Annotated in this window: 25 protein-coding genes; 13 read left to right on the forward strand and 12 right to left on the reverse strand. The window is 59.7% G+C overall.

Features of this window, described 5'->3' with window-relative positions:
• Nucleotides 1–140: 140 nt before the first annotated feature.
• Entirely contained in the window at nucleotides 141–728 is a 588-nt protein-coding gene (locus AAEZ08_RS15150) for a UPF0149 family protein (protein ID WP_003280617.1), read from the forward strand.
• Between the two features lie 231 nt (nucleotides 729–959).
• Nucleotides 960–1,379, forward strand: coding sequence for a YbaN family protein (locus AAEZ08_RS15155; RefSeq protein WP_102819583.1), 420 nt, complete (start codon nucleotides 960–962; stop codon nucleotides 1,377–1,379).
• Between the two features lie 73 nt (nucleotides 1,380–1,452).
• Here the strand turns inward: AAEZ08_RS15155 and AAEZ08_RS15160 are convergent, their stop codons facing one another.
• Nucleotides 1,453–2,043, reverse strand: coding sequence for a tRNA-uridine aminocarboxypropyltransferase (locus AAEZ08_RS15160; protein WP_102819582.1), 591 nt, complete (start codon nucleotides 2,041–2,043; stop codon nucleotides 1,453–1,455).
• An 86-nt stretch (nucleotides 2,044–2,129) separates the two neighbouring features.
• Between AAEZ08_RS15160 and AAEZ08_RS15165 the strand changes: the two genes are divergently transcribed.
• Nucleotides 2,130–2,801: a glutathione S-transferase gene (locus AAEZ08_RS15165; RefSeq protein ID WP_102819581.1), complete on the forward strand. Its 672-nt coding sequence runs from the start codon at nucleotides 2,130–2,132 to the stop codon at nucleotides 2,799–2,801.
• 13 nt (nucleotides 2,802–2,814) lie between these two features.
• On the opposite strand, the gene AAEZ08_RS15170 is transcribed toward AAEZ08_RS15165, so the two are convergent.
• The gene (locus tag AAEZ08_RS15170) at nucleotides 2,815–2,940 is read right to left on the reverse strand and encodes a PA1414 family protein (protein ID WP_256054078.1); all 126 of its coding nucleotides are present in this window, start codon (nucleotides 2,938–2,940) and stop codon (nucleotides 2,815–2,817) included.
• A gap of 193 nt (nucleotides 2,941–3,133) precedes the next feature.
• On the reverse strand, nucleotides 3,134–4,855 hold the full coding sequence (aceK, locus tag AAEZ08_RS15175) for a bifunctional isocitrate dehydrogenase kinase/phosphatase (protein ID WP_102819580.1): 1,722 nt from the start codon (nucleotides 4,853–4,855) through the stop codon (nucleotides 3,134–3,136).
• A gap of 127 nt (nucleotides 4,856–4,982) precedes the next feature.
• Between aceK and AAEZ08_RS15180 the strand changes: the two genes are divergently transcribed.
• Nucleotides 4,983–5,897, forward strand: coding sequence for a DMT family transporter (locus AAEZ08_RS15180; RefSeq protein WP_102819579.1), 915 nt, complete (start codon nucleotides 4,983–4,985; stop codon nucleotides 5,895–5,897).
• A 23-nt stretch (nucleotides 5,898–5,920) separates the two neighbouring features.
• On the opposite strand, the gene cysK is transcribed toward AAEZ08_RS15180, so the two are convergent.
• Nucleotides 5,921–6,895, reverse strand: coding sequence for a cysteine synthase A (gene cysK / locus AAEZ08_RS15185; RefSeq protein ID WP_003280608.1), 975 nt, complete (start codon nucleotides 6,893–6,895; stop codon nucleotides 5,921–5,923).
• A gap of 123 nt (nucleotides 6,896–7,018) precedes the next feature.
• Here cysK and AAEZ08_RS15190 point away from each other — a divergent pair, with 123 nt between their 5' ends.
• The 4 genes from AAEZ08_RS15190 to AAEZ08_RS15205 all read left to right on the forward strand — a co-directional run bounded on the left by AAEZ08_RS15190 (nucleotide 7,019) and on the right by AAEZ08_RS15205 (nucleotide 10,766).
• Complete coding sequence (locus AAEZ08_RS15190) at nucleotides 7,019–8,089, forward strand: DUF748 domain-containing protein (protein WP_500124643.1); 1,071 nt, start codon at nucleotides 7,019–7,021, stop codon at nucleotides 8,087–8,089.
• A gap of 144 nt (nucleotides 8,090–8,233) precedes the next feature.
• Nucleotides 8,234–9,082, forward strand: coding sequence for an AAA family ATPase (locus AAEZ08_RS15195; RefSeq protein ID WP_500124644.1), 849 nt, complete (start codon nucleotides 8,234–8,236; stop codon nucleotides 9,080–9,082).
• Between the two features lie 51 nt (nucleotides 9,083–9,133).
• Entirely contained in the window at nucleotides 9,134–9,538 is a 405-nt protein-coding gene (locus AAEZ08_RS15200; RefSeq protein ID WP_003280604.1) for a GFA family protein, read from the forward strand.
• Nucleotides 9,539–9,587: 49 nt separating this feature from the next.
• Nucleotides 9,588–10,766, forward strand: a complete 1,179-nt coding sequence (locus AAEZ08_RS15205) for a vWA domain-containing protein (RefSeq protein ID WP_500124645.1) — start codon at nucleotides 9,588–9,590, stop codon at nucleotides 10,764–10,766.
• A gap of 77 nt (nucleotides 10,767–10,843) precedes the next feature.
• Here AAEZ08_RS15205 and AAEZ08_RS15210 read toward each other — a convergent pair whose 3' ends face one another.
• Genes AAEZ08_RS15210 through AAEZ08_RS15220 form a run of 3 tightly spaced genes read right to left on the reverse strand, consistent with a single transcriptional unit; the run spans nucleotide 10,844 to nucleotide 12,656 of the window.
• On the reverse strand, nucleotides 10,844–11,359 hold the full coding sequence (locus AAEZ08_RS15210) for a DUF2937 family protein (RefSeq protein ID WP_003280602.1): 516 nt from the start codon (nucleotides 11,357–11,359) through the stop codon (nucleotides 10,844–10,846).
• Complete coding sequence (locus tag AAEZ08_RS15215; RefSeq protein ID WP_003280600.1) at nucleotides 11,353–12,135, reverse strand: class II glutamine amidotransferase; 783 nt, start codon at nucleotides 12,133–12,135, stop codon at nucleotides 11,353–11,355. The genes AAEZ08_RS15210 and AAEZ08_RS15215 overlap by 7 nt, the downstream gene beginning before the upstream one ends.
• Nucleotides 12,136–12,179: 44 nt before the next feature.
• Nucleotides 12,180–12,656 carry a hypothetical protein gene (locus tag AAEZ08_RS15220; protein ID WP_003280598.1) on the reverse strand — a complete coding sequence of 159 codons (477 nt, stop codon included), beginning with the start codon at nucleotides 12,654–12,656 and terminating at the stop codon, nucleotides 12,180–12,182.
• Nucleotides 12,657–12,930: 274 nt separating this feature from the next.
• Between AAEZ08_RS15220 and AAEZ08_RS15225 the strand changes: the two genes are divergently transcribed.
• On the forward strand, nucleotides 12,931–13,371 hold the full coding sequence (locus AAEZ08_RS15225; protein WP_003280594.1) for a universal stress protein: 441 nt from the start codon (nucleotides 12,931–12,933) through the stop codon (nucleotides 13,369–13,371).
• A 50-nt stretch (nucleotides 13,372–13,421) separates the two neighbouring features.
• Here AAEZ08_RS15225 and AAEZ08_RS15230 read toward each other — a convergent pair whose 3' ends face one another.
• Together AAEZ08_RS15230 and AAEZ08_RS15235 are read right to left on the reverse strand one after the other, a co-directional pair.
• Entirely contained in the window at nucleotides 13,422–14,114 is a 693-nt protein-coding gene (locus tag AAEZ08_RS15230) for a DUF6901 family protein (protein WP_058064680.1), read from the reverse strand.
• Nucleotides 14,115–14,265: 151 nt separating this feature from the next.
• Nucleotides 14,266–16,167, reverse strand: a complete 1,902-nt coding sequence (locus AAEZ08_RS15235; RefSeq protein ID WP_058064681.1) for an ATP-binding cassette domain-containing protein — start codon at nucleotides 16,165–16,167, stop codon at nucleotides 14,266–14,268.
• 270 nt (nucleotides 16,168–16,437) lie between these two features.
• Here AAEZ08_RS15235 and AAEZ08_RS15240 point away from each other — a divergent pair, with 270 nt between their 5' ends.
• Nucleotides 16,438–18,360: a transglycosylase SLT domain-containing protein gene (locus AAEZ08_RS15240; RefSeq protein ID WP_500124646.1), complete on the forward strand. Its 1,923-nt coding sequence runs from the start codon at nucleotides 16,438–16,440 to the stop codon at nucleotides 18,358–18,360.
• A 53-nt stretch (nucleotides 18,361–18,413) separates the two neighbouring features.
• On the opposite strand, the gene AAEZ08_RS15245 is transcribed toward AAEZ08_RS15240, so the two are convergent.
• From AAEZ08_RS15245 to yegS, 3 genes are all read right to left on the reverse strand, one after another.
• Nucleotides 18,414–19,211, reverse strand: a complete 798-nt coding sequence (locus AAEZ08_RS15245) for an MOSC domain-containing protein (protein ID WP_102819574.1) — start codon at nucleotides 19,209–19,211, stop codon at nucleotides 18,414–18,416.
• A gap of 77 nt (nucleotides 19,212–19,288) precedes the next feature.
• Nucleotides 19,289–20,221, reverse strand: a complete 933-nt coding sequence (locus tag AAEZ08_RS15250; protein ID WP_003280588.1) for a chemotaxis protein CheV — start codon at nucleotides 20,219–20,221, stop codon at nucleotides 19,289–19,291.
• Between the two features lie 121 nt (nucleotides 20,222–20,342).
• Nucleotides 20,343–21,254, reverse strand: a complete 912-nt coding sequence (gene yegS, locus AAEZ08_RS15255; protein WP_181066970.1) for a lipid kinase YegS — start codon at nucleotides 21,252–21,254, stop codon at nucleotides 20,343–20,345.
• 374 nt (nucleotides 21,255–21,628) lie between these two features.
• On the opposite strand from yegS, the gene AAEZ08_RS15260 reads away from it, so the two are divergent.
• The 3 genes from AAEZ08_RS15260 (at nucleotide 21,629) to AAEZ08_RS15270 (ending at nucleotide 25,881) form a co-directional block, all read left to right on the forward strand.
• Complete coding sequence (locus AAEZ08_RS15260; protein WP_181066971.1) at nucleotides 21,629–23,056, forward strand: undecaprenyl-phosphate glucose phosphotransferase; 1,428 nt, start codon at nucleotides 21,629–21,631, stop codon at nucleotides 23,054–23,056.
• A gap of 157 nt (nucleotides 23,057–23,213) precedes the next feature.
• Nucleotides 23,214–23,651, forward strand: a complete 438-nt coding sequence (locus AAEZ08_RS15265; protein WP_500124647.1) for a low molecular weight protein-tyrosine-phosphatase — start codon at nucleotides 23,214–23,216, stop codon at nucleotides 23,649–23,651.
• 13 nt (nucleotides 23,652–23,664) lie between these two features.
• Complete coding sequence (locus AAEZ08_RS15270; protein WP_500124648.1) at nucleotides 23,665–25,881, forward strand: polysaccharide biosynthesis tyrosine autokinase; 2,217 nt, start codon at nucleotides 23,665–23,667, stop codon at nucleotides 25,879–25,881.
• Nucleotides 25,882–25,958 lie beyond the last annotated feature (77 nt).

Genomic DNA, 25,958 nt, shown 5'->3' on the forward strand with positions numbered 1-25,958 from the left:
GCGAGCGAACCGCGTAGTTAAGGACCGTTGCGCCGTTACAGATCAGATGCCGCTGTGCGCATGCATACGGAAGGCGAGTAGCCTGCGCCCCCCGCCTCGTCTAGAATCCCGGTTGTCTTCCAACCCCAAGGTAGTTCCAGATGTCATTCGCCGAGCAACTCGCCCGCCTGCAAGTCTTTCTTGATGCAGATGATCTGCACGAGGAAGCACTGGATTACATCGCCGCCCATGGCTACCTGACCGCGCTTTGTATCTGCTCCGAGCAGGTGCCCGAGCGCGAATGGATCGATGCCCTGTTCTCCGAGCCGCCCAAGTACCAAGACGACACCGAACGTGAAGCCATCGAGGCTACGCTCATCCAACTCAAGGCACACATCGCGCGCCAACTGGCTAGCGACGAAGACATGGAGCTGCCGTGTGAACTGGACCTGGGCGAAGAGCCGGACGAATCCGACCTGCGCGGCTGGTGCATCGGCTTCATGGAAGGCGTGTTCATGCGCGAAGCGATCTGGTTCGAGGACTCTGAGGAAGAAGTCAGCGAGCTGCTGCTGCCGATCATGGTTGGCTCGGGTTTGTTCGACGAGCAGCCTGAGTTCGCTGACATTGCCGATGACGCCGACTTGGTTGACGAAATGGTCGCGCAGATTCCGGAGTTACTCACGGCGCTGTACCTGATCTGCCACGCCCCTGAGGAAAAGCCTGCCCTACTCAAGCCTCGTCGCCACTGACCCGTCGGCGTGCACCAGCCTTAGCGCAGGCTTTGGCCCACTGCGCGGATCGCCGGCCCGCGCTCTCGCTGCCCCCAAGCGGCCCGTTGGGGGCATTGCAGAAGGAGAGAGCCTTGCCCTACATGTCTCGGTGCTCGATCGTTCGGCACTTGCCAGCTAGCGACGAAACCGGCGTAAGCTGGCGCCGCAGTGCATTTCGCAGCACGCCGACAAGCGCCCCTGGATAGCATCGTGGCCCATCGAGATATTCAGCAACATCGCAACCCGCTGGTTCGTTCGCTACTGCTGGCAACAGGCTGGCTCGCGGTGGCGCTGGGGGTCATCGGTATCTTCCTGCCCGTCCTCCCAACCACGCCATTTCTTCTTTTGGCAGCCGCCTGCTTCGTGCGCAGCTCGCAGCGTTTCTACGACTGGCTGGTGGGCCATCCACGCCTTGGGCCCTGGTTTCGCGAATACCTGGAAGGCAACGGCATCCCGCTAAAAGGCAAAGCGTACGCAATCGCCACGATGTGGGTCAGCATCGGCATTTCCTGCTGGCTGGTTCCCCTCATCTGGGCTCGAATAGGCATGTTGCTTAGTGCGACGCTCGTGACCCTGTACATTCTCAAACAGAAAACGCTGACCGCTGGCAAACATTCCGCTGCGGAGTAAGGCGCTCTTTGGTCCGAGCCGGGCTTGGCACAGGCTCGGCAAGCGCTGATGTTCGCGCTCGGCTTTCTGCGCGTTATTGCCGGTCCGCATGGTTGCGACGATAGACCTCTTCGCCCATGGCATTGATCTGGCCCTCGATCAGCGCCTCGAACGGACGCAGCAATGCATCAAATTGACTGGGGGCCTCGAGGACATCCAGCGCCGTAACGATCGCCTCAATTGTCGATAGCGCGCCGGGCATTGGCGCCTTGCGCAACCGGTAGCGAGAAGTCAGCCCTTCAGGCAGTGCCACCCGCGGCAGCGCCGCCAACCATGGATTGAGATGCAGGATCTTGCGCGCCTTGCGCCATGTGCCATCGGGGACGATCAAACGTATGGGTGTTTCACTGCAGCCAAGCCTGCCGACGGGCACGGCATCATCGCCGGGGAAGAGCACATAACTCTGCAGTGCACCATCACAGTCGTCCTCGAAGTACTCGCCGACCTGCAGCGTCGCGTTACGCAGCCCCAAAGCCGCCAGCCTCGCCGTATTCAGGGCGTGCCCTGCTTCACTCGTATGCTGAAGTATCAGTATATGGGTACGGCTATCCAGCGCCGCCGGTATCAGCGCACACAGGCAGCGGGATATAGGGCGCTGACAGCGCGAACATCGTGGACGGGACATGATTCACCTCGGCGGCGGAGTCTGCCATATCAGGCAGCGATCTGCAGAGAGGCTATGCTTGCGCGGGTCCGTCAAAAGGAGCAGGCATGATCACCGTCCATCATTTGAACCACTCTCGCTCGCACCGCGTCCTTTGGCTGCTGGAGGAACTGGAGCTGCTTTACGAGCTGAAGCGCTACCCGCGAGATCCGAAAACGATGCTCGCACCGGCAGAACTGAAAGCCATCCATCCGCTCGGGAAATCGCCGGTCATCACCGATGACGACCTCACCCTGGCTGAATCGGCCGCGATTATTGAGTACTTGCTCGAGCGCTATGGAAACGGGCGACTGATGCCACAGAGTGGTGCCCCCGAATACCGCCGTTTTCGCTATTGGATGCACTATGCCGAAGGCTCTGCCATGCCGCCGTTGCTACTGAAGTTGGTATTTGATCGGGTTGCCGATGGCCCAATGCCATTCTTCATCCGCCCAGTAGCACGTGCGATTGCCAAAGGCGCCAATCGCGCCTTCATCGGCCCGCAGCTAAAGACCCATCTTGATTACATGGAGGCAGAGCTGGAAAAGTCGGAATGGTTCGCTGGAGAGGCTTTCAGCGCAGCGGATATACAGATGAGCTTTCCGATAGAAGCGGCCCATGCCAGAGCCGGACTGGACGAGAGTCGTCCCCGCCTAATGTGCTTCTTGCAGCGCATACAACAGCGGCCCGCCTATAAACGAGCCGTGGAGCGCGGAGGACCCGCCCTGCCCACCGCGTAGACGTCACCCAGCCTTAGCGGGAAGAGCGACGATCCTGTTCGCGGCGAGCGCGGACGGGAATGGGTTGCATACGAGGCGGCTCGATCAAGCCAAGAGCGATCGCCAGCTTCCAAAACATTTCATTGAGCCTTGCTTTCATGGTCAGACCCTCCTGCGAATAACGGGCTACATCGGAGCCATGCGGGCTTCGTGATCAGCATAATCCAACTTCCACCCCGGCGCTCGTGCGCATTGCTGCCGAAAGCCCCCGAACTACCGCCGCTTTGTTACGGCGCTTTACAACTGCGACCGGGGTGGCCCGAAGGCGTTCAACCAAATTCATCAACGGTGTTTCAATTACGGTCGGCCTTGCGCCGGTAAGGAAACACGTCGATCACCTTACCGCCGCGAATGGCGTCCTGCAGCCCCTTCCAATAATCAGCGTCGTACAGCTCGCCATGCAGGCTGGCAAATAGCCGACGCTGGCCATGGTCGGCGAACAGAAAGCGCGGAAACTCCTCCGGAAACACGTCGTTCGGCCCCACCGAATACCAGGGCTCCGACGCCATTTCATCCTCGGGATAGCGTGGCGGCGGGATGTGGCGGAAATTCACCTCGGTGAGGAAGCAAATTTCGTCGTAATCATAGAAAACCACTCGCCCATGGCGCGTAACGCCAAAGTTTTTCAACAGCATGTCACCGGGAAAAATATTGGCCGCAGCGAGCTGCTTGATGGCCAACCCATAGTCTTCCAACACCTCGCGCACTTGCTGTTCGCTGGCGTGCTCCAGATACAGGTTGAGCGGTGTCATGCGCCGCTCGGTCCAGCAATGGCGGACCAGCACGGTATCGCCCTGCACCTCGACCGTCGAAGGTGCAACCTCCAGCAGTTCGGCAAGGCACTCCGGATCGAATTTCGCTTTGGGAAAGCGGAAGTCGGCGAACTCCTGCGTATCGGCCATGCGCCCTACCCGGTCGACGCTCTTCACTAGCCGATACTTTTCGATCACGGTGGCACGGTTGACGCTCTTGATCGGCGAGAACCTGTCCTTGATCAGCTTGAACACGGTGTTGAAACCCGGCAGCGTGAACACCGTCATCACCATGCCACGCACACCTGGCGCCATGACGAAACGATCATCGATGTTGGCCAGATGATCGATGAGCGCTCGGTAGAATTCCGACTTTCCGTGCTTGTAAAAGCCAATCGAGGTATACAGCTCGGCGATGTGCTTGCCGGGCAGAATGCGCTTGAGAAAGCCAACAAACTCGGCAGGAATCGGCACCTCGACCATGAAGTACGAGCGGGTGAACGAAAAGATGATCGACACCTCGGCCTCGTCGGTGATCAACGCATCGGCCACGATCCCCTCGCCCTCGCAGTGCAAAAGCGGGATAACCAGCGGCCACTGTTCATCACAGGTAAAGATACGCCCAAGCAGATACGCCCCCTTGTTGCGGTAGAGCACAGAAACGAACACCTCTACCGTGAGTTCGGGGTCTTTGCAGACCCAGTCGGGCAACGTCTCCTGAAGCTGAGTCTGCATGCGTAGCAGGTCTCCCGACAGGTCACAGTACGGGACGGCAAAAGCGTAATCGCCCAGCAGCTGTTCCAGCATGCCGTTCAGATCGCCGTTAGGCCGGTAGGTGCGTGTCTGTGCCAGGCGTTCATGGGCGCGCACAGCGGGGCGCGTGGTATGGATGAACATGGTGCCGTCGCTGATGCAATCGTGGCTGAACAACCCGCAGAAGATCGAGTTGTACCAGGTCTCCGACAGCTCATCATCGAAGCGTGGATTGATCAGATCGATATACGCACTTTTGATTTGCGGCCAGGCATCGACCTGGAGCAGATCGGCTTGATCGAAATCGGCCAATAGGCGTCGTCGTGTTTCGCCGACTTTTTCTTCGTACAGATTGATCCGCGCAGCTGACGCACGCTGCGCTTCCTGCCACTGGGCTTGCTCGAAGCGCGCCCGAGCGCCTTCGGTGATCAGGCGAAACTGCTCACGGTAGTCGTCGAAGCCAAGAAGGATCTGCCGAGCCATTTCAGCGGCCAGTTTCTGCTGCACCATGATTCACCCGTTACTGGACATGAACGTCCGCCGAGCTTAGCAGCCAACAGTTTGAAAGTCGGTTTCGGATTGCCAGTCGGCGGATCGACGACAACACTTGCAGCTCCCTGAGTTGGAGTCCGTCTGAATGCGCCCGCTCGACATGCTTCGCCTGCTCGCCCTCGCCGCCATCTGGGGCGCGAGTTTTCTGTTTCTGCGCATCATTGCGCCGGTGCTCGGTACCTTTCCCACGGCGTTCTTTCGTGTACTGCTGGCAACCGCAGGGCTGCTGGCCATCCTTCTGTTGCTGCGCACGCGCTGGGATTTCCGCGGCAAGCTGGGCTTGTGCCTGGCGCTGGGCGTGATCAATTCAGGCATCCCATTTGCCTTGTACTCGGTAGCCGCGCAACTTGTGCCGGCTGGCTATTCGGCAATCTTCAACGCTACGACGCCGATGATGGGCGTACTGATCGGTGCACTGTTCTTTGCGGAGGAGCTGACGCTAACCAAGTTGATTGGTGTCTTCAGCGGGCTCGGCGGCGTTGCGCTGCTGGTACGTATCGGCCCGATTCCTTTCGATATGGAGCTGCTGCTTGGTGCACTGGCGTGCCTGGGTGCCACCGCCTGTTATGGCTTCGGCGGCTTTCTCACGCGGCGCTGGATCAACCAGGGCGCAGGCCTCAACAGCGAGATGGTGGCCTTCGGCAGCCAAGTCGGGGCCCTGCTTTGCCTGCTGCCATTGTTCGCCCTGTCGCTGCTGAATGCGCCGCCTGTGAGTTGGGGCGATTCACGAGTCTGGCTAAGCCTGCTTGGGTTAGGTCTCGTATGCACAGCATTTGCCTACATCCTCTACTTCCGGCTGCTGGCGGATATCGGACCGGTGAAGACCCTGACGGTAACGTTTCTGATCCCGCCGTTTGGCGTTCTGTGGGGCGTGCTGCTTCTGGACGAGCCGCTGTCGTGGGCTTATGTACAAGGCGGCGCGCTGATCGCACTGGCGCTGTGGCTAATCTTGCGCCAAACACCCGCCACCCAGACACAAGCCGATTTGCGGCGCAGCTGATTCCGCCAGCTACGCCGCGCGCATTACTGCACCAGTTCCTGGTCGCTGAACATGTCGCTGAACAGCATGCTGGACAGGTAGCGCTCGCCGGAGTCGGGCAGGATCACCACAATATTCTTGCCTTGCATCTCCGGCCGCTCGGCCATACGGACCGCTGCCACCATAGCTGCACCACAGGAGATGCCGCAGAGAATGCCCTCTTCGCGCATCAGCCGAAGAGCCATCTGCTTGGCCTCCTCGTCATCCACCAGCTCGACCCGGTCGACCATGGACAGATCGAGGTTCTTCGGCACAAAGCCTGCGCCGATCCCCTGAATCTTGTGCGGGCTGGGCTTGACCTCGTCACCCGCCAGAGTCTGACTGATGACCGGCGAGCTGGTCGGCTCCACGGCAACGCTGAGGATCTGCTTGCCCTTGGTGTTCTTGATGTAGCGCGACACCCCGGTAATGGTGCCGCCGGTGCCAACGCCGGCCACCAGCACATCGATACTACCGTCGGTGTCGTTCCAGATCTCAGGGCCGGTTGTCTTTTCATGAATCGCCGGGTTGGACGGGTTCTCGAACTGCTGCGGCATGTAGTACTGCTCGGGGTTCGAGGCGGCAATTTCGGTGGCCTTCTCGATTGCGCCTTTCATGCCCTTGGCCGGCTCGGTCAGCACCAGCTCGGCGCCAAGGGCTTTGAGCACCTTACGACGCTCGAGGCTCATCGACGCAGGCATGGTGAGCATCAGTTTGTAGCCGCGCGCCGCAGCGACGAAGGCCAGCCCTATGCCGGTATTGCCGGAGGTCGGCTCGACCAGCGTCATGCCGGGTTTGATCCGGCCACTGTCTTCGGCGTCCCAGATCATCCCGGCACCGATCCGGCACTTTACCGAATAGGCCGGATTCCGCCCTTCGATTTTGGCCATGATGGTGACGCCCTTGGGTCCGAGGCGGTTGATCATTACCAGCGGGGTGTTACCGATGGAGCGTGCGTTGTCTGCGAATATGCGACTCATGGGAATGCCCTGTCCGAGATGTACCAGACCGATCAGCCTATGCGCAGTCCAGGCGTCAGTCCAGCCGAACTCACGGTGGACAACCGGGGTCCATCGTCAACACCCGCTCATCCTCGGAATGCCATGACACGTCGCCTGCTACCTCTGTGGATCGTCCTCGCGCTCGGCCTGCTGCTGGTCCTGCTTCACGTCGCCCTGCCTCATCTGGTACGCAATTACCTGAACGAGAAGATGGCCGACATGGGCGACTATCAAGGCCATGTGGAAGACGTCGACCTGGCCTGGTGGCGCGGGGCATACCGCGTAGAAGGCCTACTGATCGAGAAGAAGGACAAGCGCGTACAGGCACCGCTATTAGAGGCACCAGCTATCGATATCGCGATTAGCTGGGACGGCATCCTGCGGCATCGCGAGATCGTCGGAGAGGTGGTTTTCGAGCAGCCACATCTGAATTTCGTAGACGGCGGCGAAAGCGGCAACTCGCAAAATGGTGAGGGTGTCGACTGGCGCGATCAGCTCGATGCACTGGTGCCAATCACACTCAACGAAATCCGTGTGGTCGACGGCCAGCTTTCTTTTCGCAACTTTTCCTCCGACCCACAGGTGCACGTCTACGCCAGTGACATCCAGGCCAGCCTGTACAACCTAACCAACACCGACGATGCCGACGGCACTCGCACGGCGGCGTTTGAGGGCACCGGCAAACTGTTCAACCAGGCACCGATCGAAGCGACTGCCAGCTTCGACCCTTTTACCGACTGGGAAGATTTCGAGGTCAACCTGCGTGTGACCGACGTACCGCTCAAACAGCTGAACGACCTCAGCCGCGCTTACGCCAAATTCGATTTCGCTGGCGGCACGGGCGACCTCGTAGTTGAAGTCCAGGCCAGCGACAGTCAGCTCGACGGTTATATCAAGCCGCTCCTTCGTGATGTCGATATTTTCGACTATGAGCAGGACATCAAGAACGAAGATAAAGGTTTCTTGCGCGGGCTCTGGGAAGCAGTTGTTGGCGGCGGTCAGGAAGTGCTGAAGAACCAGCGCAAGGACCAGTTCGCCACACGCGTGGAACTGTCCGGCACGACCAAGGACACCGATGTCAGCCCCTTCCAGGCGTTCGTAGCAATACTGCGCAATGCCTTCGTCGAGGCCTTCACAGCACGCTTCGAACGCGCGATGGGTGAAGAAGAGTAGCGCACTGCCGTCACCAGAAACGAGCGCACAGCCATTCAGTGACTGAATGATGCGCTCGCGTTCACAGCCGCACGGCCTTCCCTTATAGTCTTCAACCTGACTACAACGAGCGCCTGCGTGCCAGGCCCGCCGAAGGAATCCGCAATGAAATTCGAAGGCACCCAGTCCTACGTCGCCACCGACGACCTGAAACTCGCGGTCAATGCCGCCATCACCCTGCAGCGTCCGCTGCTGGTCAAGGGCGAACCCGGCACCGGCAAGACCATGTTGGCCGAGCAGCTGGCCGAATCCTTCGGCGCCCGGCTCATCACCTGGCACATCAAGTCCACCACCAAGGCCCACCAGGGCCTCTACGAATACGATGCGGTGAGCCGCTTGCGCGACTCACAGCTGGGCGTGGACAAGGTCCATGACGTCCGCAACTACATCAAAAAAGGCAAGCTTTGGGAGGCCTTCGAGAGCGACGAACGCGTCATCCTGCTGATCGACGAGATCGACAAGGCCGACATCGAGTTCCCCAACGACCTGTTGCAGGAACTCGACAAGATGGAGTTCTACGTCTACGAGACCAACGAGACGATCAAGGCGACTCAGCGGCCGATCATTATCATCACCTCGAACAACGAGAAGGAACTGCCTGACGCCTTCCTGCGCCGCTGCTTCTTTCACTACATCGCCTTCCCCGATCGCGAGACGCTGCAGCGTATCGTCGATGTGCATTACCCAGACATCAAGAAAGACCTGGTCAGCGAGGCGCTGGACGTATTCTTCGACGTGCGCAAGGTACCGGGGCTGAAGAAGAAACCCTCGACCTCCGAGCTGGTCGACTGGCTGAAGCTACTGATGGCCGACAACATTGGCGAGGCGGTGCTGCGCGAGCGCGACCCGACCCGGGCGATCCCGCCGCTGGCCGGCGCTCTGGTGAAGAATGAGCAGGACGTGATGCTGCTCGAGCGTCTAGCCTTCATGAGTCGACGCGCCAACAGCCGCTGATCGGCGCCGGCTTCGTTGGAGCCGGCCGCGTACTCATTGGAGGAAGAAATCATGCAAACGCATACCGGTAGTTGCCTGTGCGGCGTGGTGCGCTATCGCATCGACGCGCCCATCGACGAGCTGACTCATTGCCATTGCAAGATGTGCCGAAAGGCCCACGGCGCCGCTTTCGCCAGCTATGTGGGCGTACCGCTGGATACTCTGCACTTCATGGCAGGCAAGGATCAGTTGGGCGTCTACCACTCCTCCGAACACGTGACGCGCACCTTTTGCATCCGCTGCGGCTCCAACCTGCTTTTCGTCGACAACCGTGAACATGAGGTTGGCGTCGCTGCTGGCACGCTCGACTCGCCATTACCGGCTCCGCCGCAGTCCCACATTTTCGTCGACTCCAAAGCCGACTGGTACGAGATTCACGACGGGCTTCCCCAACACAAAGGCGACAGCACCAGCTGAGCGCCCCGTAAACAGCGCGCCATTCGCTGGCGCGTCAGAGGTTTCTGCCATGCTGCTTGGCCTGTTCAATGAGATGCGCGCCGCCAAGGTACCGGTATCGGTGCGCGAACTGCTGGATCTGATCGATGCGCTGAAGCATCGTGTCGTCTTTGCCGACATGGACGAGTTCTATTTCCTCGCGCGCACGGTAATGGTCAAGGACGAGCGCCACTTCGACAAGTTCGACCGGGCCTTTGGCGCCTATTTCAAAGGTCTGGAGAGCCTGGACCAGCATCTCGAAGCACTGATCCCTGAAGACTGGCTGCGCAAGGAATTCGAGCGCAGCCTGACGGACGAAGAACGCGCGCAAATCCAGTCTCTCGGCGGCCTCGACAAGCTGATCGAGGAATTCAAGAAGCGCCTCGAAGAGCAGAAGGAACGCCACGCCGGCGGCAACAAGTGGATCGGCACCGGCGGCACCAGCCCCTTCGGCTCGGGCGGCTACAACCCTGAAGGCATCCGCATCGGCGATGCCGGCAAGCGTCAGGGTAAGGCGGTGAAGGTCTGGGATCAGCGCGAGTACAAGAACCTCGACGATCAGGTCGAATTGGGCACGCGCAACATTAAGATTGCCTTGCGCCGCCTGCGCAAGTTCGCCCGCCAGGGCGCGGCGGACGAACTGGACATCGACGGCACCATCGACCACACCGCACGTGACGCCGGCCTACTCAACATCCAGATGCGCCCCGAGCGACGCAACGCAGTGAAACTGCTGATTCTGTTCGACATCGGCGGCTCGATGGATGCCCACGTCAAAGTCTGCGAAGAGCTGTTTTCCGCCTGCAAGACCGAGTTCAAGCACCTCGAATACTTCTACTTCCACAACTTCATCTACGAATCGGTGTGGAAGAACAACTTCCGCCGTACCTCTGAACGTACCTCGACGCTCGATCTCCTGCATAAGTACGCCGCCGATTACAAGGTCGTCTTCGTTGGCGACGCGGCGATGGCGCCCTATGAAGTGACCCAGCCAGGCGGCAGTGTCGAGCACTGGAACGAGGAAGCTGGCTACGTCTGGATGCAGCGCTTCATGGAGAAGTACAAGAAACTCATCTGGATCAACCCCTACCCCAAGGACACCTGGGGCTACACCACATCCACCGGCATCATCAAAGAATTGGTAGAGGACCGGATGTATCCGCTGACGCTGAGCGGGCTCGAGGACGGGATGAAGTTTCTGGCGAAGTGAGTTGATCCGTCCGATCGCCAGCCGCTGCCCGGGCCGCGACTAGCCCAGGCAGCCGCCAGTGCAACGCTTAATAGCCATCACGAGCGAAAAGCGCGGTAGCGACGCCGCGAGCGGAACGGGAAGCTTGCTGCCAGCAGCAGACTTTCCATCAACCAGGCCAGCAACAGCGCGCAGCTCAGCCCCCAGGCAATAGCTTCAGGTGCTAGCAGGACCTGAAAGCGGTAGCTGCCCCAGACCTGCTCACGCAGGCTGCGCTCGGCGCCGAGCAATACGTGTATGGCGCGTGCATACCAGGGGCGCTGCATCGCCTGCCACTCGCGTTCCAGCAGGCGGGCACGGCGCACCAGAAGGTCGACACTTTGCGCGTCGTTCTGGAACACCGGGTCGTCACTGTCACGATAATGCTGCACCAGCGCATCCAGATCGCCGCTGAAGAAGCGCTGCGCGGTCTCCTGAAAGCCCTGCAGCCCCTGCTGGGCCTCCAGGCGCCTCGCCTCGACGTGCTTGGCGTAAGCATCAATGAACCCCGGCACCTGCACGCCCACCAACAGCCCCAACGCAAACAGGGTTAAACGCAAATAGCTTCTCAGCATGCGGACACCTTTCCTTGCGCAACGCATTCACCTGACTGCCACAGACTCCACTGCCCGGGCTCGTGCAGCGTCCACTGCTCGTTATTGGTCAGGGGCTCAGTTGCCAGAACGGTAACGACATCGTCGGGGGTCGTTTCGGCATGGAAGTTCACGGTCAGCTCGGCATCGCGCAGCTGCGCGGGGCCGAATGGTGCGCGCCGGGTGATCTGCGCAAGCTTGGTGCTACAGAAACTGAACAGCCATTCACCATTGCTCAGCAAGCAATTGAATACACCTTTGCGACGATACTCATTACAAGCGCCGAGCAGCACCGGCAGCATGTTCTCCGCCGCGCTGCGGTCTGGAAAATCCAACCGAATACGGTTTAGCAGATCGCAGAAAGCTCGTTCGCTATCAGTATCGCCGACCGGCCGGTAAAAGCCCGTGGAGGGTTCGAAATCCGAGAGCTGACCGTTGTGCGCGAAGCACCAATGCTGCCCCCAGAGCTCGCGGACGAAAGGATGGGTGTTGACCAGTGAAACCTTGCCGACGTTGGCGTGACGGATGTGCCCGATCACCACTTCGCTCTTTATCAGGTAGCGCTGCACCATCTTCGCCACTTCGGATTCGCAGCTGGCGACCGGGTCCTGAAACAACCGTAGGCCGCGCCCTTCATAGAAGGCAATCCCCCAACCGTCCTTGTGTGGACCGGTCTTGCCGCCTCGCTGCATGAGGCCAGTGAAGCTGAAAACGATATCGGTTGGAACGTTGGCGCTCATGCCAAGCAGCTCGCACATGCGTTATCTCCCGATAGCTAGCTGAAACCGGAATGCTCTCACACCTAGATCCGGGGATCGGTGCGCAACCGCCCGCGGGACGGCGCGTAGTCCAATTCATCTAAATCGTCGCTCTCGTCTTCCATTCGCTCGCGCAGTGTCCGATTGTCCTCGTCGGCTGCGGCGGCTTCGCTCCGCCTTGCGTACTTGCGCTCGATGGGCCAACGGATCGCCACCAATAGCAAATACAAGCCAAGTGCGATCAATCCGTACATGGCCAAATCCGCTACAGCGCGCCAGGCGTTGTTACCCACCTTGAATGCCAGATCCATTGCGGTAATGGCCACCGCCGGCGCGAACAGCTCCTTGGCCGGATCGACGATGGTGGGGGTGAACAACAATACGGCCACGATCAACCGCAACGGCTCACGCAGCCAGCGCCACATCCAGCGCGTGACCCGGAACCAGAACAGCAGGCATCCCAGCGCTGCTATCCCGTACAGAGCCCAGGCAAGCGAATAATCGGAGTCGAACATCAGCATGGCGTTTTCTCGATGACAAGCCGTTCACAAATGCCAGCAACCGCTGGCAAAACAACTGAAGTAATTCAACGGCGCGACGAGCATGAACAACGGCGCGGCTAAAAAGGCGGCCATGATAACAGCCCATACCCCTTCGCCGTCATCGTCGGTGACAACAAGCCACTGGCGGACCGCCCAGCAAGATCGTATAAACCTGTTAAACGAAAGGGTAATCCCCATTATCGCCGGGACGACCACTGCCTCTGGCGACCGGCACGCAAGGAGAAAACACGCCATGCCCTACCAACACATTCTGGTAGCTATCGACCTCACCGAAGAGTGCCATCCGGTTGTCGCCCGCGCTCAAGCGCTTGCCAGTACATCGGACGCGAAGTTGAGCCTGGTGCATATCATCGAGCCAATGGCCATGGCCTTCGGCGGCGACGTTCCAATGGACCTGTCGATGCTGCAGCAACAGCAATTCGACCAGGCACGCGAGCGTATGAACGGCTTCGCTGACAACTATCCCGGTCTGGCAGCGGAACAGCGACATCTGGCCTACGGGCAACCTCGTCAGGAGGTGCACCGTCTGGCTAAAGAACAGGGTTGCGATCTCATCGTGGTAGGCAGCCATGGCCGCCACGGGCTCGCCTTGCTGTTGGGCTCCACCGCAAACGACATCCTGCACGGGGCACCTTGCGACGTGCTGGCCGTGCGCTTGAAGAAGGCTGAATAGCCTTCCTGAGCTGCGCAGAGTTTTCGCACTCTGCGCAAGATGCGCACGGTTCAGATGGTATCGACGCCCTCGCCTGCACTCATCACCAGGGGGCGGATCTTCTGCAGCTGAGTCTCCAGCGAATAGGTGAGGCTCGATGACATCGAGAAGAAGGCCAGAAACGCCTTGAGGTTGGAGTCGGCGTGACAGGTGTCATGGATGCGCTGCCAGAACGCTTGATTGACCAGCTGCAGTTGCTGGAAAGAGCGTACCAATCCGCGCAGCTCCCAATCGGCATGCCTGCCTTCGCGTAAATTGAAGTACTGCCGCGCCAGATAGAGCGTCACGGCCCGCAAAACGAACTCATGGTTGCTGGCGAATGGCAGGTGCTGCTTGGCCATGGGTTTGAGCCGAGCAAGTACGGGGCAGGCACTGGTCGCCATGATTACCCCGAGCAGCGCACGCAACCCCTCGTCCAGGCCAACCAATTTCGTGTATTCACGCTCGGGCGTGCGTACCCATACCAATGCCTTCTTTACGGCAGGCAGGCCCTGGAAATCCTCGATTACCCGGTGAAGGTCAACCGCGGCAGGACAATGGCTGAAATCGTCCTTGCTAAGCGGACAATTCGAACAACGCTGATGATCTAGACGGGTCCACTTGGGCGCCTGGGCGGCGACTTCCCTGTCGTATTCACGATCCAGCTCAATCCGGTAGCTGAAATCATGTTCATCATCCAAGGTGATACGGTATTCGATTGCCATTGACGCTCCACATGACTGCATTATCCGATGCGGATACTTAACTACGCGCCAGAACGCATGGCATTGATCCACCTCATAAGCCGTGACCGCGAACCATCTCGGCGCGACGCGGATCTGAGGTCCGCGTCTGTCGCCGATCGTAGGGAGCTGACTACTCCTCCAGTTCAGCCCAACGCTCGAGCAACCCGTCGAGCTCCTGCTGCAGCGCTTCGATACGGCTTAGCACCGCTGCCGTCACATCGGCCGACTGCTGATAGAACGCAGGGTCGGATATCTCAGCCTGGAGGGCCTCGATACCCTTCTCTACTTCATCGATCCTGCCCGGCAAGGCTTCCAGCTCACGCTGCAGCTTGTAACTGAGCTTCTTCTTGGCTGGCGCGACCTCAGCGACGGCGGGTGCCTGCTGCGGCTTTTTGCTCTCTTTGGCTTCACCACCCGACTCAGCGACGCCAAGCAAACGCGGCGAACCGCCCTGACGCAGCCAGTCCTGATAACCGCCAACGTACTCGCGCACTTCACCGCCGCCCTGAAACACCAGGGTGCTGGTCACTACATTGTCGAGGAATGCACGGTCGTGGCTCACCATCAACACAGTGCCCTGGAAGCCGAGCAGCACCTCTTCCAGCAGTTCCAGCGTTTCCACATCAAGGTCGTTGGTCGGCTCGTCGAGCACCAGCAGGTTGGCTGGCTTACTGAACAGCTTCGCCAGCAAGAGCCGTGCCCGCTCACCTCCGGACAGCGCCTTGACTGGCGTTCGGGCACGCTGCGGGCTGAACAGGAAGTCGCCCAGATAGCTCAGCACATGGCGATTCTGCCCGTCGATGGTGATGAACTCGCGACCTTCGGCCAGGTTGTCGACTACGGTCTTTTCCAGCTCCAGCTGGTGACGTAATTGGTCGAAATACGCCACTTCGAGTTTGGTGCCGAACTCGATCGAGCCACTGCTCGGCCGCAACTCATCCAACAACAGCTTGAGCAACGTGGTTTTGCCGGTGCCGTTGGCACCAAGCAGCCCGATGCGGTCGCCGCGCTGGATGACCATCGAAAAATCGCGAATCAACGGCTCACCGCCAGGATGAGCGAACGTCACGTTTTCAGCGACGATGACCTGCTTGCCGGACTTTTCCGCCGTTTCTACCTGGAACGTAGCTTTGCCCTGCACATTGCGTCGTTCGCTGCGCTCGGCACGCAGTTCCTTGAGTGCACGCACACGCCCTTCGTTGCGAGTGCGGCGCGCCTTGATACCTTGGCGAATCCACACCTCCTCCTGCGCCAGCTTCTTGTCAAAAAGCGCGTTGGCGGTCTCTTCGGCGGCCAGCTGCTGCTCCTTGTGCACCAGGAAACTCGCGTAGTCACCGTTCCAATCAATCAGGTGGCCACGATCCAGTTCGAGAATCCGGGTGGCCAGATTCTGCAGGAAGGCGCGGTCGTGGGTGATGAACAGTACGGCACCGTTGAAGCCGGTCAGCGCCTCTTCCAGCCAGGCGATGGCACCGATGTCCAGATGGTTGGTAGGCTCGTCGAGCAACAGCAGATCAGGCTCGGATACCAGCGCCTGGGCCAGCAATACACGGCGCCGCCAACCGCCGGACAGCTCAGCCAGCGTGCGATCGGCAGGCAGCTGAAGGCGGCTCAGCGTGCTGTCGACCAGTTGCTGCAGGCGCCAGCCATCCTTAGCCTCGAGCGCCTGCTGCACATGCATCAGCTTGTCGAGATCCGCATCGTTCTGGATGTTCTGACTCAGATGGTGGTATTCGGCGAGCAGCTCGCCGACCCCAGCCAGGCCTTCGGCGACCACATCGAATACGGTGCGGTCGTCCGCACGCGGCAGCTCCTGCGGCAGCTCACCAATCTTCAAGCCCGGCGCGCGCCAGATTTCGCCGTCATCGGATGCCCGATCACCCTTGACCAGACGCAGCATGCTGGATTTGCCGGTGCCATTGCGGCCGATGATGCAGACCCGCTCACCCCGCGCGATCTGCCAGGACACGCCATCCAGCAGCGGCGTAGTGCCGTAGGCAAGGGATACATCGGTGAACTTGAGCAGGGTCATGACTACCTCCGGAAAACAGGGCGCGCATTCTAGCAGATACCGCCTTTTATCGGCCGTTCCCCAACCAAGGTGCTGTTGCTGATCGACGCAGCGCAGGCGGCGAAAGCGTACGCTCGTCGGAAGTCTGGTTTAGTTTGTTACCGGAGCTTAATGCGCGTTTAACTGACCGGTGCGGCACGCTAAGCTAGCCCCTGCAGCAGGCCGTTTCATGTGCCGCTTTGGCGCAGCTCCCGCCTGTCATCTCAACGCCCCCCGTTCTACGGATGTACCATGCGCGGCCGACTCTCCAGTTTGTGTTTCTGCCTGTTCGTTTCAACCATTGGCCTGGATGCGTCCGCCGCCAGCCTCAGTCAGCAACGCCAGTACTATGACCAGGCCAAACAGGCCCTGGCCAAAGGCGACAGCGGGCCCTATCGCCGCTATCAGAGCGCCCTGCGTGACTATCCGCTTGAGCCCTATCTGGCCTACGACGATCTGACCCATCGCCTGAAGTCGACCAGCAATCAGGAAGTAGAGAAATTTCTCGCCGAGCACGGTGACCTGCCACAGATCAGCTGGATGAAGCTGCGCTGGCTGCGCCTGCTAGCAGCACGGGGGGACTGGCAGACGTTCACCCGCTATTACGATCCAAAGATGAACTTCACCGAGCTCGATTGCCTTTTCGGCCAATACCAGCTTCGCAACGACATTCCGGGCGCCGATGCTGCTGCCGAACGACTGTGGCTGGTCGGCAAATCACAGCACAACTCCTGTGATCCGTTATTCGAACTCTGGGAAGCCAAGGGCTTGCTTACCGAAGAGCGGCGCTGGAAACGCACCAAGCTGGCTGTGGAAAGCGGCAATTACGGCGTGGCCAGCTTCCTGGTCAAACGCTTGCCGACGCTGCAGACCCAAGGCCAGCTGATGATCGACGTCGCCCAGAAGCCACAGATGCTTCGCCAGCCAGAACGCTTCGCGCCAACCAGCCCTGCCATGGCAGATGTGGTTTCGATCGGCCTGCGCCGCCTAGCGCGTCAGGATCCAGAGCAAGCGCTGAGCCTGCTGGATAGCTATGCCCGTCGCTTCTCGTTCTCGTCGGAGGAAAAGGTCGCCATCGCACGGCAGATCGGGCTGACACTCGCCAAGCGTTTCGACGGCCGCGCCCTCAAGGTGATGGCTGAATACGATCCCGAGCTGCGTGACAACACCGTCAGTGAATGGCGCGCGCGCTTGCTGCTGCGCCAAGGCCAGTGGGACGAGGTACACAAGCTGACTCAGCGCTTTCCTGAAGACTTGGCCAACACCAACCGCTGGCGTTACTGGCAGGCGCGCAGCCTGCAGCTGGCCAAACCCGAAAGCAAACAGGCAGCCCTGCTCTATCAGCCTGTCGCCCAGGAGCGGGACTTCTACGGCTTTCTTTCCGCTGACCGTATTCAGGCGCCATACAAGCTGAACCACCAACCATTGGCACTCGATCCTAAGGTCGTGCAAAAGGTGCGCAATACCGCGGGCATTCGTCGCGCGCTGGAATTCCATGATCGCGGGCAGATCGTCGATGGGCGCCGCGAGTGGTATCACGTCAGCCGGCTATTCAGCCGCGACGAGATGGTCGCGCAGGCGCGCATCGCCTATGAGAAGGAATGGTATTTCCCGGCGATTCGCACCATCAGCCAGGCGCAGTACTGGGACGATCTGGACATCCGCTTCCCGATGGCGCATCGCAACACGCTGATTCAGGCATCAAGGGCGCGGGAGATTCATCCAAGCTGGGCGTTCGCAGTCACCCGTCAGGAGAGCGCGTTCATGGCCGATGCGCGCTCCCATGTTGGCGCCACCGGTCTCATGCAGCTGATGCCAGCGACCGCCAAGGAAACTGCCAAACGCTTCAACATCCCGCTGGCCTCGCCGCAGCAGGTGCTCAATCCCAACACCAACATCCAGCTGGGCACCGCTTACCTGAGCCAGATCTATGGTCAGTTCAACGGCAACCGGGTGCTCGCCTCGGCCGCCTACAACGCAGGGCCGGGTCGGGTACGTCAGTGGCTACGCAATGCCGAGCACCTTTCGTTCGATGTCTGGGTGGAGAACATCCCGTTCGACGAAACCCGCCAGTACGTACAGAACGTGCTGACCTATTCGGTCATCTACGGGCAGAAGCTGAACTCCCCGCAACCGCTGGTGGAATGGCACGAGCGCTACTTCGAATCGCAGTAGCCTGAGACGCGATAGGCGTGTGCGATAACTAGCTCGAGGCGCCAAGCCTTGGGCTATTCCAGCACCTCGACGGGCATGCCGACCGCCAACTGTCCGGTGCCTTCGGCTATCAGGTTCTGCCCGAAGAAGACACCACCCTGACCTTTGCGATACGACAGCAGCGTATTCAATGGCTCGCGATCCGGGGCACGCTCGGCACTGAGCGGGTCGATAGTGGGGATGACGCATCGCGAACAAGGCTTGACGATCCGGAATGTCAGCTCGCCGATACGGATACGCTTCCAGCTATCCTCTGCATAAGGCTCGGCGCCGCTTACGACTAGGTTTGGGCGAAAGCGCAGCATGTCCAGGGGACGTCCGACACGGCGAATCAGGTCATCCAGCGATGCCTGGCCAATCAGCAGAAAGGGAAAGCCATCGCTGAACGCCGTTTGCTCACCCAAACGCGAGTAGTCCAGATCGACCTGAATGCCGTCATCCTCCGGCAGATAAACCAAGCGACAGGCCTGGCCGAGAAAATACGACAGCCAAGTCGCTGCTGCCTCACCTGCGTCCGGCACAACAGGATTAGCGCTCCATATCTGCACGCAGCGCATCTCTTTGCGGCTCGGCACCTGAACCAGCAACTCCTGCATACCTGGGGCGGCTAGGCGTAACGCGCCATCCTGCCAGCGGGCCTGCAACAGCGCCATTTTGGGTATTGCTCGCTGAGTGAGAAACCGCCCGGTTCCGGCAGCCACCACCATCCAGCGGCGGTCGCCTGCCAACCCTAACGTATCGCTCGCGCAATGCTGCAGCGACTCACCGGCACCGGATTTGAGAGCAAAGCGATAGAGCGAGGAGAGTTGCATGCTGCGCCTCCATGGAGATTGCGCAGCAGCATATCAGGGAGCAGCCGCGTGTTTCAGCAGCTGGAAACAGGGATAGGTCAGCCCTGCTCTTCCATCTTCAACCGATCTTGAATCACATCAACCAGCTTCTCCGGCTGGAACTTGGACAGGAAGTTGTCACAACCAACCTTCTGCACCATCGCCAGGTTGAAACTACCGGACAACGAGGTGTGCAACACCACATAGAGATCACGCAGGCGTGGGTCATGCCGAATCTCGGTGGTCAGACGATAGCCATCCATTTCCGGCATCTCCGCGTCGGTAAAGACCATCAGCAGCTTGTCGGTCAGTACCTCACCGGCGTCCGCCCATGCCTTGAGCATGTTCAGGCCCTTCAAGCCGTCACTGGCGGTGTGGATCTTTAAGCCTAGCTGGCTGAGGGTCTCCCGCAGTTGCGACAGGGCAACCGTAGAGTCATCCACACAGAGCACCTCCCTGCCCCGGGCACGCTCGAGTCCGGGATCGGCCAGGCGCTCGGCGGAAATGCTGGTGTCGTAAGGCACAATTTCGGCGAGCACCTTTTCCACGTCGATCACTTCCACCAGCTCGTCATCGACCTTGGTGATGGAGGTCAGATAGTGCTGGCGACCCGCTGTGGTCGGCGGCGGCATCACCGACTCCCAATTGAGGTTGACGATACGGTCCACGCCGCCGACCAGAAAGGCCTGCACGGTACGGTTGTACTCGGTGACGATGATAGTGCTGCGCTCATCCGGCACCAGCGGCCGCAAGCCGATCGCCCGCGACAGGTCTACTACCGGCAGCGTTTGGCCGCGAAGGTTGACCACACCGCATACCGAGCTGTGTCGGTGCGGCATGAGCGTCATCTTCGGCAGCTGAACGACCTCCTGGACCTTGAAGACGTTGATGGCGAACTTTTGCCGCCCGCCGAGCCGGAACATGAGAATCTCGAGGCGATTCTGCCCCACTAGACGGGTGCGTTGATCGACAGAATCGAGAATGCCGGCCATTTCCAGGCTCCTTGGGAGAACAATGTAAAAGGCATATCGGCCGTATCCGCCGTGGCTTTATGCATCGCCAGCTGTTTTTTTTAACCGGCAGTCTCGTCAACGAAGCCCCAAAGTTTACCCTCTACTGGGGCTCGGCATTGCAACCTAGCAGCGGAGAATCTGCAGGCAGATGCACGCGCAATGCCCCGGCCCGCACCGCAAAACGCAAACGTGCGCCAGTAAGCGGCTCCCCATCGAGATTGATGTCGATTGGTGTTGGCGCGTCAACCTCGAGCCAAGGCACCCGGGCACTTACAGATACCGCGTCGACACCCAGCAGGCCGCCGCTAAGCAGCGTGCCGAGCGTACCGACAGCATCGGCAGGCGCCGGCACGATACACACATCCAGCAGCCCATCGTCGATCGTCGCCTGAGGGCACAATAGTTGTCCGCCACCTGCCTGCCGGCCATTGCCGATGCCAAGCGCTAGAAACTCACCCTCCCATTCGAAGCCCGGTCCGCTGAAACGCCCCCGAGCGGAGTGAATGTCGGCAAAACGGCTCAAGCCGGTCAGCAGATAAGCGCCGCCCCCCAATACACGTTTGAGGTCCTCGGACGTGCTGGCGGTAACTTGGGAGCCGAATCCTCCGGTAGCCATGTTGACGAATGGTTGACCGTTCATCTCACCCACATCGATCGCCCGCGCAGGCTCATCCAGCAGTGCCAGCGCTTCGAACGGATCAAGCGGAACGCCAGCCGCGCGCGCGAAGTCATTGGCACTCCCCAGCGGCACCAGAGCGAGCGTCGCCGTGGTATTCGCCTCGAGCATTGCCATCGCCACCTCGCGCAAGGTGCCATCACCACCGCCCGCAATCAGTGTCGGGTAACCGGCCTCCAGCGCCTCGAGCACCAAGCGTTGCGCATCGCCGGGCTCCCAGGTAACGCGAACTGCCAAGTCCCATCCCAGCTCACGCTGCTTGATGACAGCCTCACGAACCTCCTCATTAAGCGCTTGTTTTCCATGCAGTATCAGCAGCGCCTTGGTCTCGCTCATGGCCGTTCGTTCCTCACTGTTCTCACCGCTGCATCAGACCGATTTGCGACGAGGAAGTTGTGTAGAACAAGCGCAACGGTATTAATCCAAATGTTCGATCAATCGCGCCGCCGGTCAGCGCGCCTTTTCTGATTAGCTTCACCAGCACTCACGCAACTATAACTAAAAGCCTTTTAAAACAGCTGTTTGCGAACAGATTTGAGTTTTGCTCATTTTTTTGGCGGCTCGCTGGGTACTACTGAACTCATCCCGAGAGGCACGGTCGGAGCAGGAGTCCCAATCACGGTTGCGATGGCGGCCTGCTATCACTTTCCGCGTGCCGCGACGATTAATTCGAGATATGAGCCAGCTTTGAGCTGAGGATGGAGCCTTGTATGCGCGTACAGTCAGTTGGAACCCTTGAATATGCTCACCCGAGTTTCGTCGATTACTTTCTGGCAAGCGTCCGCCTGATCCACGGCCTGACGGCCATCCTGCCCGGCCTTCTACTGATGGCTTTCCTGAACGTCCCCACCACTGGGCCGTTCAGCGCATTCCTGGGCTTCTTTGCAGTACTCAGCATCATCATTTTCCACACCGCCGGCATCTACAGCGAAGAAGTGTTCAGCACCCTGCTGCGTTTTCGCGTAATGCTGCTCGCATGGGCAGCGGCGTTCAGCTTCTTGGTCTTCATGCACCAGGGCATGGGGTTGTTCGGCTATTTGGAAGCGAAACACTTAGCCTTCTGGTTCTTCACAAGCACCATTCTGTTCGGTGCGGAACGCCTGGCGATGCTCGCCTTGTTCCGCCGCCTCATGGCGCGCGGAATGTTCCTGCAGAACGCCGTGATCCTCGGCGGCACCGATAACGGCGTCCGCGTTGCCGAGTATCTCCAGAACCACCGAGACATCCGCACTGGCGTGCTCGGCTTCATTGACGACCGCCTCGAGCGCCTGCCGACCGAACTGGCCAACCTGCCGCTACTTGGCAACACCCGTGACCTGGAACGGATGATCCGCGAAGAGAAAGTCACGCAAGTGCTGGTAGCACTGCCTTGGTTCGCCGACAGCCGTATTGGCCAGGTCATCGCAGAACTGCGCAAGCTGCCGGTCAACGTTCTCCTGGTACCTGACATGGTTGCCTTCCGCCATGCCGACAAACGCATCACCGAGATCGGCGGGCTGCCGACCCTGATCGCCTCGGATCTGCCGCTGCGTGGCTGGTCACCGATGTTCAAGCGACTGGAAGACATCGTCATCTCCAGCATCGCCCTGCTCGCCGCCGCTCCGGTCATGCTGGCAATCGCCCTTGCCATCAAACTCGACTCACCAGGCCCCGTCCTGTTCAAGCAGAAGCGCTACGGCTACAACAATCGCCTGATCGAGGTCTTCAAGTTCCGTTCGATGTACCACGAAAAATCCGATGCGAACGCCGACCGCCAAACCACCCGCGGCGACGACCGAATTACTCGCATCGGACGCTTCATCCGCAAGACCAGCCTCGATGAACTGCCTCAGCTGCTGAACGTATTTCTCGGCAGCATGTCCATGGTCGGTCCGCGTCCACACGCCACCGCCACCAAAGCTGCTGGCGTGCTGTTCGAGGATGCTGTGGCCGAATACTCCGCGCGTCATCGCGTGAAGCCTGGCATCACCGGGTGGGCGCAGATCAACGGCTATCGGGGTGAAACCGACACGCTGGAAAAGATCGAGAAGCGCGTCGAGTTCGACCTAGATTACATCGAGCGATGGTCAGTCTGGTTCGACCTTTACATCCTCGTGCGCACTCCCCCGGCATTGATCTTCAACAAGGATGTGTACTGATCGGCGAGCCGCTCTAGTTGCCGCCGAAAAGACCGGAAAAGGTCACGCCGCATAAGGCGTGACAGGAAGGAACTAATGACGCTCCCAAAAATCTCACATTCGTTCACCGCGGGCCCCACCCCGGCGACTGCGAACCAGCAGCCACGAGGTTAACCCCATGTTCAAGAACATCTTGATCGTCTGTGTTGGAAACATCTGCCGAAGCCCCGCGGCCGAAGCGATGTTGACACACAGACTTCGCGGCCAGGACCTGACGATCAGCTCAGCGGGTATTGGTGCATTAGTAGGTAACCCGATGGACAAGACCGCCCACGAAGTACTGCAGGACAACGGGCTGGAGCTTCCGGCCCACTGCGCGCGCCAGGTCGACAGCCACATGCTGCACCAGGCCGACCTGATCCTGGTGATGGAGCATAGCCACATTCAGCACATTCGCCAGATCGCACCCGAGGTGCATGGCAAAACGTTTCTCATCGGCAAATGGCAGGACGAGCTGGAAATTCCGGATCCGTACCGCCAGTCCAAACCCGCTTTTGAACATGTCCACAATCTCCTGACGAAATCCGTCGAGAGCTGGCTTCCTTACCTGAAATGAAGAAGGAACTTCGATGACAACCATGCCCCGCCCAATCTATGAAACCAAAGAGGACAAGGACATCGACCTGGCCCACCTCTTTGACACCTTCATAAACAATCGCGTGCTGATCATGAGCATTACCGGGTTCTTCGCGGCCCTGGGGATCGCTTATGCCTTGCTTGCTACACCGGTCTATCTTGCCAGCGCGATGATCCAGATCGAGCCCAAGAGCGGCCTGCCGAGCCTGACCGATGTGGTCAACAACAATCCGCCGGTGTCCCCGGCGCAAACCGAGATCGCGCTGCTGAAGTCGCGCTCGGTCGTTGGCGGCGCGGTCAGCAACCTGAACCTCGACATCAACATCACGCCCCACCACTTCCCGATCATCGGCGGCTTCATGGCACGCCGGTTCGAGCCGAGCGAAGAAGGCGAGCTGGGCTGGCACCCGGCCGGCCTGGGCGGCTACGCCTGGGGTGGCGAGACCTTGAAGGTCACCCAGCTGGAAGTACCGGACAAGGTACACGGCAAGGAGCTGACCCTTGAGGCTGCCGAAAACAACGGCTTCATCCTGCGCGATCAGGACGGCGAAGTCGTCGTGCAGGGCGTAGTCGGCGAGCCGGTTGAAAACGAAGGCTATCGCGTCACCGTGGGTGAGCTGAATGCACGCCCCGGCACCACGTTCACCGTGGTAAAGAACCGTACCTACAACACCACCGAAAGCTTCCAGCAGCGCCTGTCGGCTGCCGAGCGCGGCAAGCAGTCGGGCATCGTCAACGTGACTCTCGAGGATCCCAACCCTGAACATGCCATCCGAGTGCTGGAAGAGGTGGCAAACCTCTACGTCGAACAGAACATTGCCCGCAATGCTGCTGAAGCGACCCAGAGCCTGGAATTCCTCAACGAGCAGATTCCGACGGTCCGTCGCCATCTTGAAGCGGCTCAAACTGCACTGAACAAGTACCAGACCGGTTCGCGCTCAGTGGATATCACCGCCGAAACGCAGTCCGTGCTCGATCGTATCGTCGACATGGAACGCCAGATCTCCGAGCAGAACCTCAAGCGTACTGAGATGGAGCGCCGCTTCACCCGACAGCATCCGAACTTCCAGGCGCTGATGAACCAGATCAACCAACTGCAACTGCAGAAGGAAGAACTGGAGAAGCAGATCGGCACCCTGCCATCGACCCAGCAGGAACTGCTGCGCTTGACCCGCGACGTGGAAGTTTCCTCGGAAACCTACTCCATGCTGCTGAACAAGACTCAGGAACTGGACATCATTCGCGCAGGTACCGTGGGTAATGTGCGCATCATTGACCACGCGGCTGCCGACCTGGAAAACCCGGTCAAGCCGAACAAGCCTCTGGTTGTGATCGTTGTAACGTTGCTGGGCGCCCTGCTCGCTACCGCCTTCGTCTATGTTCGTGAAGCGCTCAAGCGCGGCGTAGAAAACCCTGAAGACATCGAGCGTACCGGCACCCCGGTATATGCCTCGATTCCGTTCACCGAGAAGCAGGCTGTGCTGGAAAAACGCCTGGCCAACTTCAAGCGTGACAAGAGCACGGCCTCTTACCTGCTGACGGTCAACGACCCGGCCGACCTCGCCACCGAAGCCATGCGCAGCCTGCGCACCAGCCTGCACTTCGCGATGATCGAGGCCAAGAACAACGTACTGATGATCACCGGCCCGAGCCCGGCGGTAGGTAAGTCGTTCGTCACCACCAACCTCGCCGCGGTCGTCGCTCAATCCGGCAAGCGCGTGCTGCTGGTCGACGCCGACATGCGCAAGGGCTACCTGCACAAGGTCATGCGCTGTGACGGTGACAAGGGTCTGTCCGACATCCTTTCCGGCCGCATCACCCTGTTCGATGCCATCCAGAAGACTCAGTTGAACAACCTGCACGTGATCACTCACGGCCAGCTGCCGCCGAACCCGTCTGAGCTGTTGATGCACGAGAACTTCTCTCGCTTCGTCAAAGAGATCAGCCACATGTACGACCTGGTGATCTTCGATACCCCGCCGATTTTGGCGGTCACCGATGCAGCGCTGGTCGGCAGCCAGGCAGGTACCACGCTGATGGTCACCCGCTACGGCCTGAACGGTGTGAAGGAAATCGAAGCGGCCAAGCGTCGCCTCGAGCAGAACGGCCTGATGGTAAAAGGCGTGATCTTCAACGCCGTCGTACGCAAGGCGTCTACCTACGGCGAGTACGGTTACTACCAGTACGAATACGCCAGCACCACCAAATAAAGTGATTCGCATGGCGACGGAACCCCGTCGCCATGCCGAACACCGCATTCACCCCTTTTTATTCAACTGCCTAACAA

The organism is Pseudomonas sp. E45-MNA-CIBAN-0222 (genome assembly GCF_040310405.1).
Classification (GTDB): Bacteria; Pseudomonadota; Gammaproteobacteria; order Pseudomonadales; family Pseudomonadaceae; genus Stutzerimonas; species Stutzerimonas stutzeri_AC.

Excerpts from the sequence above, each read along its gene's own strand:
- AAEZ08_RS15150 (WP_003280617.1), top strand. The coding sequence starts at position 141 with ATGTCATTCGCCGAGCAACTCGCCCGCCTGCAAGTCTTTCTTGATGCA.
- AAEZ08_RS15160 (WP_102819582.1), bottom strand. The coding sequence starts at position 2,043 with ATGTCCCGTCCACGATGTTCGCGCTGTCAGCGCCCTATATCCCGCTGC.
- AAEZ08_RS15165 (WP_102819581.1), top strand. The coding sequence starts at position 2,130 with ATGATCACCGTCCATCATTTGAACCACTCTCGCTCGCACCGCGTCCTT.
- AAEZ08_RS15170 (WP_256054078.1), bottom strand. The coding sequence starts at position 2,940 with ATGAAAGCAAGGCTCAATGAAATGTTTTGGAAGCTGGCGATCGCTCTT.
- aceK (WP_102819580.1), bottom strand. The coding sequence starts at position 4,855 with ATGGTGCAGCAGAAACTGGCCGCTGAAATGGCTCGGCAGATCCTTCTT.
- AAEZ08_RS15180 (WP_102819579.1), top strand. The coding sequence starts at position 4,983 with ATGCGCCCGCTCGACATGCTTCGCCTGCTCGCCCTCGCCGCCATCTGG.
- cysK (WP_003280608.1), bottom strand. The coding sequence starts at position 6,895 with ATGAGTCGCATATTCGCAGACAACGCACGCTCCATCGGTAACACCCCG.
- AAEZ08_RS15190 (WP_500124643.1), top strand. The coding sequence starts at position 7,019 with ATGACACGTCGCCTGCTACCTCTGTGGATCGTCCTCGCGCTCGGCCTG.
- AAEZ08_RS15195 (WP_500124644.1), top strand. The coding sequence starts at position 8,234 with ATGAAATTCGAAGGCACCCAGTCCTACGTCGCCACCGACGACCTGAAA.
- AAEZ08_RS15200 (WP_003280604.1), top strand. The coding sequence starts at position 9,134 with ATGCAAACGCATACCGGTAGTTGCCTGTGCGGCGTGGTGCGCTATCGC.
- AAEZ08_RS15205 (WP_500124645.1), top strand. The coding sequence starts at position 9,588 with ATGCTGCTTGGCCTGTTCAATGAGATGCGCGCCGCCAAGGTACCGGTA.
- AAEZ08_RS15210 (WP_003280602.1), bottom strand. The coding sequence starts at position 11,359 with ATGCTGAGAAGCTATTTGCGTTTAACCCTGTTTGCGTTGGGGCTGTTG.
- AAEZ08_RS15215 (WP_003280600.1), bottom strand. The coding sequence starts at position 12,135 with ATGTGCGAGCTGCTTGGCATGAGCGCCAACGTTCCAACCGATATCGTT.
- AAEZ08_RS15220 (WP_003280598.1), bottom strand. The coding sequence starts at position 12,656 with ATGCTGATGTTCGACTCCGATTATTCGCTTGCCTGGGCTCTGTACGGG.
- AAEZ08_RS15225 (WP_003280594.1), top strand. The coding sequence starts at position 12,931 with ATGCCCTACCAACACATTCTGGTAGCTATCGACCTCACCGAAGAGTGC.
- AAEZ08_RS15230 (WP_058064680.1), bottom strand. The coding sequence starts at position 14,114 with ATGGCAATCGAATACCGTATCACCTTGGATGATGAACATGATTTCAGC.
- AAEZ08_RS15235 (WP_058064681.1), bottom strand. The coding sequence starts at position 16,167 with ATGACCCTGCTCAAGTTCACCGATGTATCCCTTGCCTACGGCACTACG.
- AAEZ08_RS15240 (WP_500124646.1), top strand. The coding sequence starts at position 16,438 with ATGCGCGGCCGACTCTCCAGTTTGTGTTTCTGCCTGTTCGTTTCAACC.
- AAEZ08_RS15245 (WP_102819574.1), bottom strand. The coding sequence starts at position 19,211 with ATGCAACTCTCCTCGCTCTATCGCTTTGCTCTCAAATCCGGTGCCGGT.
- AAEZ08_RS15250 (WP_003280588.1), bottom strand. The coding sequence starts at position 20,221 with ATGGCCGGCATTCTCGATTCTGTCGATCAACGCACCCGTCTAGTGGGG.
- yegS (WP_181066970.1), bottom strand. The coding sequence starts at position 21,254 with ATGAGCGAGACCAAGGCGCTGCTGATACTGCATGGAAAACAAGCGCTT.
- AAEZ08_RS15260 (WP_181066971.1), top strand. The coding sequence starts at position 21,629 with ATGCGCGTACAGTCAGTTGGAACCCTTGAATATGCTCACCCGAGTTTC.
- AAEZ08_RS15265 (WP_500124647.1), top strand. The coding sequence starts at position 23,214 with ATGTTCAAGAACATCTTGATCGTCTGTGTTGGAAACATCTGCCGAAGC.
- AAEZ08_RS15270 (WP_500124648.1), top strand. The coding sequence starts at position 23,665 with ATGACAACCATGCCCCGCCCAATCTATGAAACCAAAGAGGACAAGGAC.